This is a genomic window from Niabella hirudinis (assembly GCF_051201075.1).
In the GTDB taxonomy this organism is placed as follows: domain Bacteria; phylum Bacteroidota; class Bacteroidia; order Chitinophagales; family Chitinophagaceae; genus Niabella; species Niabella hirudinis.
The window spans coordinates 93,749-100,009 of record NZ_JBPEHJ010000016.1 but is presented as its reverse complement, the minus strand read 5'-3'; the positions used below and the strand labels follow the sequence as shown (position 1 = coordinate 100,009).

Annotated in this window: 6 protein-coding genes; 1 reads left to right on the top strand and 5 read right to left on the bottom strand. The window is 44.7% G+C overall.

Annotated features, from left to right (window positions below):
* Positions 1-234: 234 nt before the first annotated feature.
* From rplL to GGU45_RS20315, 5 genes are all read right to left on the bottom strand, one after another.
* The gene (gene rplL / locus GGU45_RS20335) at positions 235-609 is read right to left on the bottom strand and encodes a 50S ribosomal protein L7/L12 (protein ID WP_435227914.1); all 375 of its coding nucleotides are present in this window, start codon (positions 607-609) and stop codon (positions 235-237) included.
* A gap of 123 nt (positions 610-732) precedes the next feature.
* On the bottom strand, positions 733-1,329 hold the full coding sequence (gene rplJ / locus GGU45_RS20330) for a 50S ribosomal protein L10 (protein ID WP_435227912.1): 597 nt from the start codon (positions 1,327-1,329) through the stop codon (positions 733-735).
* A 52-nt stretch (positions 1,330-1,381) separates the two neighbouring features.
* Complete coding sequence (rplA, locus tag GGU45_RS20325) at positions 1,382-2,077, bottom strand: 50S ribosomal protein L1 (RefSeq protein ID WP_435227910.1); 696 nt, start codon at positions 2,075-2,077, stop codon at positions 1,382-1,384.
* A 68-nt stretch (positions 2,078-2,145) separates the two neighbouring features.
* Positions 2,146-2,589 carry a 50S ribosomal protein L11 gene (gene rplK / locus GGU45_RS20320; RefSeq protein ID WP_223707974.1) on the bottom strand — a complete coding sequence of 148 codons (444 nt, stop codon included), beginning with the start codon at positions 2,587-2,589 and terminating at the stop codon, positions 2,146-2,148.
* A gap of 482 nt (positions 2,590-3,071) precedes the next feature.
* Positions 3,072-4,886 carry an ABC transporter ATP-binding protein gene (locus tag GGU45_RS20315; protein ID WP_435227908.1) on the bottom strand — a complete coding sequence of 605 codons (1,815 nt, stop codon included), beginning with the start codon at positions 4,884-4,886 and terminating at the stop codon, positions 3,072-3,074.
* A gap of 243 nt (positions 4,887-5,129) precedes the next feature.
* Between GGU45_RS20315 and GGU45_RS20310 the strand changes: the two genes are divergently transcribed.
* Positions 5,130-6,209, top strand: a complete 1,080-nt coding sequence (locus GGU45_RS20310; protein ID WP_492226445.1) for a WaaS/CpsH family glycosyltransferase — start codon at positions 5,130-5,132, stop codon at positions 6,207-6,209.
* The last annotated feature ends 52 nt before the right edge of the window (positions 6,210-6,261 follow it).

The following is a 6,261-nucleotide window of genomic DNA, read 5'->3' as shown; positions in this document are numbered from 1 at the left end:
ATCTTCCGTTTTCATTTGTGCATATTGTGTTTAAAGTTAAAAAATCGATCCCAGTAAGACTCGATTTTAACTTACACACTTTATGAAACAGTGTCCTATAACAAAAACCTCAGTGCTTCTGAGCCTCTGTGGCAATAAGAAAAACCTCTGTGTTTCTGAGCCTCTGCGGCATCCTCAAAAAAAAGTCCCATAAGATCCGGAGACCTTATGGGACACTTATTCTTTACAAAAGAATTAAGCTACTTCTACGTCAGCACCTGCTTCTTTCAGTTTAGCAGCGATATCTTCAGCTTCAGCTTTAGAGATACCTTCTTTTACTGGTTTCGGAGCACCGTCTACCAGTTCTTTTGCTTCTTTCAAACCTAAGCCGGTCAGATCTTTAACAATCTTCACAACGTTCAGTTTAGAAGCGCCTGCGCTCTTCAGAATTACGTCAAACGCTGTTTTTTCTTCAGCAGCGGCTGCACCACCTTCGCCACCGCCAGCTACTACTACCGCAGCTGCAGCAGGCTCGATGCCATATTCTGTTTTTAAGAAATCTGCTAATTCCTGTACTTCTTTTACAGTTAAACCTACCAGGCTTTCTGCTAATGTTTTAATGTCTGCCATTTTGTTTTAATTTTTACCGTCTTCATTTCACGTCCCGGTATTGATCGGGACCGATCCGACGGCGGGTTTAAAAAAATTGTTTGTTTATTAAATATAGGTCGTGACTATATTACAATAGATTGATTACTCAGCTGCCGGAGTAGCATCCGCTGCCGGAGCGTCTGCTTCAGGGGCTGCTGCGCTTTCCGCCTCAGCAGCAGGAGCTTCCGCAGCTACAGGCGCTGCCTCAGCAGCTTCCGGGCGGTTTTGTAATGCACCAATTACGCGCTGAATCGGAGACAGTAACAGGCCGATCACTTCACCGATCAGTTCATTCTTCGTTTTGATCTTAACCAGGGTAGCCAATTGGTTGTCTCCGGTATACAGATCGCCATTAATAAAGGCCAGTTTCAGCTCCGGCTTTTCTTTTTTAGCTTCCGTACGGAAAGAGCTCAGGATTACAGCAGGCTCCTTGGGATTTTCAGAAAACATCAGGGCCGTTACCTTATGCAGGGAATCATATACCCCGGCATATTTTTCCGCGTCCAGTGCTTCCAGCGCCTTTTTGATCAGGGTATTTTTGGCCACTTTCATTTCCACATTCTTATTGAAACATGCGCGGCGCAGCTTACCTACCTGTTCTACAGTAAGCGATTCGGTATCTGTTATATAAAAGTTGCTGTATTGAGAGAACTTGCCCTTCAACACCTCAATTACTTCATTTTTTTGATCTTTAGTCATTTTATTGCGGTTTGACTGATTTTAAAAATTACAACCGGTTATACCCGATCGATTACTGTACAAAAGATTTTGTATCCAGGGCAATACCGGGGCCCATAGAGCTCGCCATGCTGATGCCTTTTAAATACGTGCCTTTTGCGGTAGTGGGTTTTGCCTTAATGAGCGCATTCAACAGCTCCTGGCCGTTTTCAGCAATCTTTTCGGGGCTGAAGCTTACACGGCCGATAGAAGCATGCACAATACCTGCTTTATCTACCTTAAATGCAATTTTACCACCTTTTACCTCGGTAACAGCAGCGGCCACATCGTTGGTAACGGTTCCGGTTTTGGGGTTGGGCATCAGGTTGCGAGGTCCCAGGATCTTACCCAGTTTACCGATCTTCGGCATTACAGCCGGAGTAGCAATCACTACGTCCACATCTGTCCAGCCACCTTCAATTTTTTGAATAAACTCGTCCAGGCCCACATAATCAGCACCTGCATTGTTGGCGTCCGTTTCCTTATCGGGGGTACACAATACCAATACTCTTTTTGTTTTACCGGTTCCATGTGGTAATGTTACGGTACCACGAATTGCCTGGTCCGCTTTTTTAGGGTCTACACCCAAACGTACGTGCAGATCAACAGAAGCATCAAACTTCGCTACACTTATATCTTTTACCAATGCAGAGGCTTCTTTCAGGGAATACGCCTTGTTAGCGTCTACCTTTGCATTTGCAACTTTTCTTTTTTTACTAATGAATGCCATTTTAAATTCTTTTATTGGTTCTTTTTAAAAAGATTTCCCATTTCCCTCCGGGGGAAAGGGGCGGGAATTTAGTTTTCCCACGGGGCTTTTCCTTCAACATTCAGTCCCATGCTGCGTGCAGTACCGGCAACCATCTTCATGGCGGCATCAACGGTAAAGCAGTTCAGATCGGGCATTTTGTCTTTTGCAATAGCCTCCACCTGCTCCCAGGTAACTTTACCTACCTTGGCGCGGTTGCTTTCTTTAGAACCTTTTTGAATTTTAGCGGCTTCCATCAGCTGAATGGCTGCGGGAGGAGTTTTGATTACAAATTCAAAACTTTTGTCGCTGTAAACGGTGATTAATACGGGAAGTACTTTTCCCATTTTGTCTTGCGTGCGGGCGTTGAATTGTTTGCAGAATTCCATGATGTTTACACCTTTGGAACCTAACGCCGGCCCGATTGGAGGCGCAGGATTGGCCTGACCGCCCTTACACTGTAGCTTTACAAAGCCAGAGATTTCTTTTGCCATTTTATACGATTTATTGGTTCAAACGTCTCGGCAATAACCGAAACTCCCAAATTCCTCAGCCCTGTTTTACACCGGATTTACCGGCACAGGAACCATAAAAGAACTAATTGGGAGCGCAAAGGTAAGGAAGAGATTTGAGATTTCTGATTTCTGATTTCTGATTTTTCATCTCCGATCATTATACATTCATAATGAGCATGTTAATGGTACAAAACCATCGGATGTTAGATATCAGAAATGAGCGCCGAAATTTCGGGGGTGGCCGGAGAAGCCAGGTGCTGCCCAAAACATCTTAAACCACCATCAACCCTATTCAACGACCTTAAACCGACCAAACCTGAAACCACTTCGGGGTACCCCGTTCATCTTCCTGAACGGATGAACCTGAAACTTTGAACAACTTTCAGCTATAAGCCCACAACTCCCAAGCCCAACGCAGGAACCAACCTGAAACTTTAAACTTCAAACATGAAACATCGGGTCTAAACCATCTCCTGCATATCCACCAGTTTCCGGTAAATGCCGCCTTCAATTTCCATTAATGTTTTATGCGAGCCGCGCTCGGCAATCTGTCCCTTATTGAGCACGATGATCTCATCGGCATGGCGTACGGTGCTGAGGCGATGGGCAATGACCAGCGAGGTCCGGTTCTTCATCATATTATTAATAGCGTCCTGCACCAGCCGTTCGCTTTCCGTATCCAGCGAGGAAGTAGCTTCATCCAAAATAAGGATGGGCGGATTTTTCAGAACAGCCCGTGCAATGGTCAACCGTTGTTTTTCGCCCCCGCTTAATTTGGCGCCCCGGTCGCCGATATTGGTATCCAGCTTTTCGGGTTTTTGCTCAATAAACCGCCAGGCATTGGCGATTTTAGCAGCGCTTTCAATTTCACCCAGGGGCGCATCCGGGTCGGAAAGGCTAATATTATTGCCGATGGTATCGTTAAACAGGATGGGTTCCTGGCTTACAATACCAATCTGTTTCCGGATGGATTCGATGCTGTAGTCCTTAATATTGACGCCGTCAAAGAGGATCTCGCCCGAGCTTACATCATGAAAACGGGGTACCAGGTCGGCCAGCGTGCTTTTGCCCGCACCACTGCTGCCCACCAGCGCTACGGTTTTCCCCTTGGGGATAAACAGGTTGATATTTTTGAGGATGGGCGTGTCGTTATACGCAAAGGATACATTCCGGAATTCAATGCCTTCATTAAACGTGTCCAGGCTTTGGGTGCCAGTATCTTCAACGGTTTCCGGCGTAGTCAATAAGGCTTCGATGCGCTCGATGGCCGCAGCCCCCTCCTGCACCCTGAAGAAAGAGGCAGCCAGCGACTTGGCCGGGTTAATCATCATGGCAAACATGGCAATAAATGCGATGAGGCCTCCGGGCTCCAGCGAATTACCATTTAGGATAAGATTGGCGCCAAAATAAATGATCACACAAAGTACCGCTACGCCCAACAACTCCGTAAGGGGCGATGCCAGGTCGCGGCGGGCCGCCATTTTTTTATTGATGCCCAGCAAAGTATTATTGAGGGTCACAAACCGGTTGTTCAGGATTTTTTCAGCCGTAAATGCTTTAATAATGCGGATGCCTGTAAGGGTTTCATCTAATATCGACAGGGTATCTCCCACCCGCAGCGATGCCGCATTGCTTTGCTTTTTAAGGGTGCGGCTGATGCGCCCGATAATAAAGGCCGTCACCGGCAACAGGATCAGTAAAAACACTGATAGACTGGGACTGATGACAACCATCGACACCAGGTAGCTGATCACCATCACGGGATCTTTGATCAGTCCTTCCATAGTGTTTACAATAGAACTTTCCACCAGGGCGGCATCGTTGGTCATACGGTTCATGATATCGCCCTTCTTCTGCTCGGAAAAATAGCCCATCGGCAGGCCCAGCACTTTGGCGTAAAGATCATTTTTCAGGTGAATAATGATGGAGCTCCTTACCGGTACCGAAATCAGGGAAGACACATAAAGCAACAGGTTTTTCAGAAAAACGGAGATGATCACCAACAGGCAACAGAGAAATACCGCATGCATTTGCTGGCCATTGCTCACCAATTTTGCCAATTCTGCACCAATATAATCCCCACCGGGGATCTTGTTCAGCAAGGTTTGGCCGCCAAATCCCTCTACTTTAAAAATGAGCGACATCAGCGGCGCCAACATCGTTAGAGATACTACTGATAGCGAAGAAGCTAAAATAGTAATGGAGATATACAGGATAATCTTCCACTTATAATAACCAATATACTTAAATAACCGACTGAATTTTTTTTGCTTCATCCGCGTTCATGAATTAAAACGCGCAAAGTTACGAGAAAAACGGTTGCCCAATCTCCGGATTTCTATTCACCGGCAAAAGCCTGATAAAATCTGTTAAAAAAATATAAAATAACCCTGCGCTGTTGCGTTTTTTGCTTCTTTGTGCGTTTTACCTATAGGTAAAAGGTCTGCGACCAGTCAAAGGAAAAACAGGGGTCAGCGGCCAGGCAGTCATTCTAAACGAGCACCGAGCGATATACCGACATGAAAAGAGTGTTATTATTTGCACCAGATTGGATCAATTTAATTTCTTGCTTCGAGAAAAACCTGCAATTCTGTGGATTTTCCGTTACAACGCTGAACCAGGATATTCCTCCTTTTCGATATCAGAACCCGGGGCAAAAGATTTATAATTTTTTTAGAAAGACTTTTTGGAACGACAGAACCTACAAACAAGGGCTCAGAGAAGAACACTTTCTCCGGCACCGGTTGAAAACCGCTGATATAAAAAAGCGCTTCGACTACGCGCTCATCATAAGAGCTGATTTTTTAAGCATTAAAGAACTGGATCTGATTAAAAGCGTAGCCGACCAAATGATCAGCTTTCATTTTGACGGAATGCACCGATATCCAAAAATCTTCCGGAGAATTGCGCATTTTGATCGCTTTTTTGTGTTCGATCCGGAAGATGCACAAAAATATGCATACAACAATGTAAGGTTTATGCCCAACTGCTATTTTGACTACCCCGAATCCGGCGGTAAGGGTATATGCCCCACTCCCGGTTATCAGCTTTATTATTTGGGATCTTTTGAGGCACTCCGGACAAAAGAGATTCTGAGACTGCAGCAATATCTTGCGAAAATGGGCTTTAATCACAAAATTGATCTAGTTTTTGATCAGGCCAACCGCCGGCATATAACTCCTGAATTGGAGGCAGCCGTCACCTGCCTTACGGAAACCATTTCATTTGAAGCGCATCAGCAACGCATTGAACGAACAAACATTCTCCTGGATTTTGCATTAGATCAGCACACAGGGCTTTCTTATAGAATTTTCGAAAGCATCAAATATGAAAAAAAATTAATCACAACAAATGTACATGTTGTCAACTACGATTTTTATACTCCCGAAAACATCTTTATTCTCAACGATAATTATAGCGAACTGTACGACTTCATTGAGACTCCCTATACTGCACTGCCATCACAGATCAAAAAAAAGTATAGTTTTACCAGCTGGATCAAAAACATATTTAATGACCCACCTTTAGAAGATATTAATCTTATCGCGCCGAAAAAAGTTTCCGATAAAACAATACGGGTACCCGCCGCCAAATTTTAGATGGCATTTTTAAAAAATCAAACTTAACAGGCTCCCAACACATTTATCATTA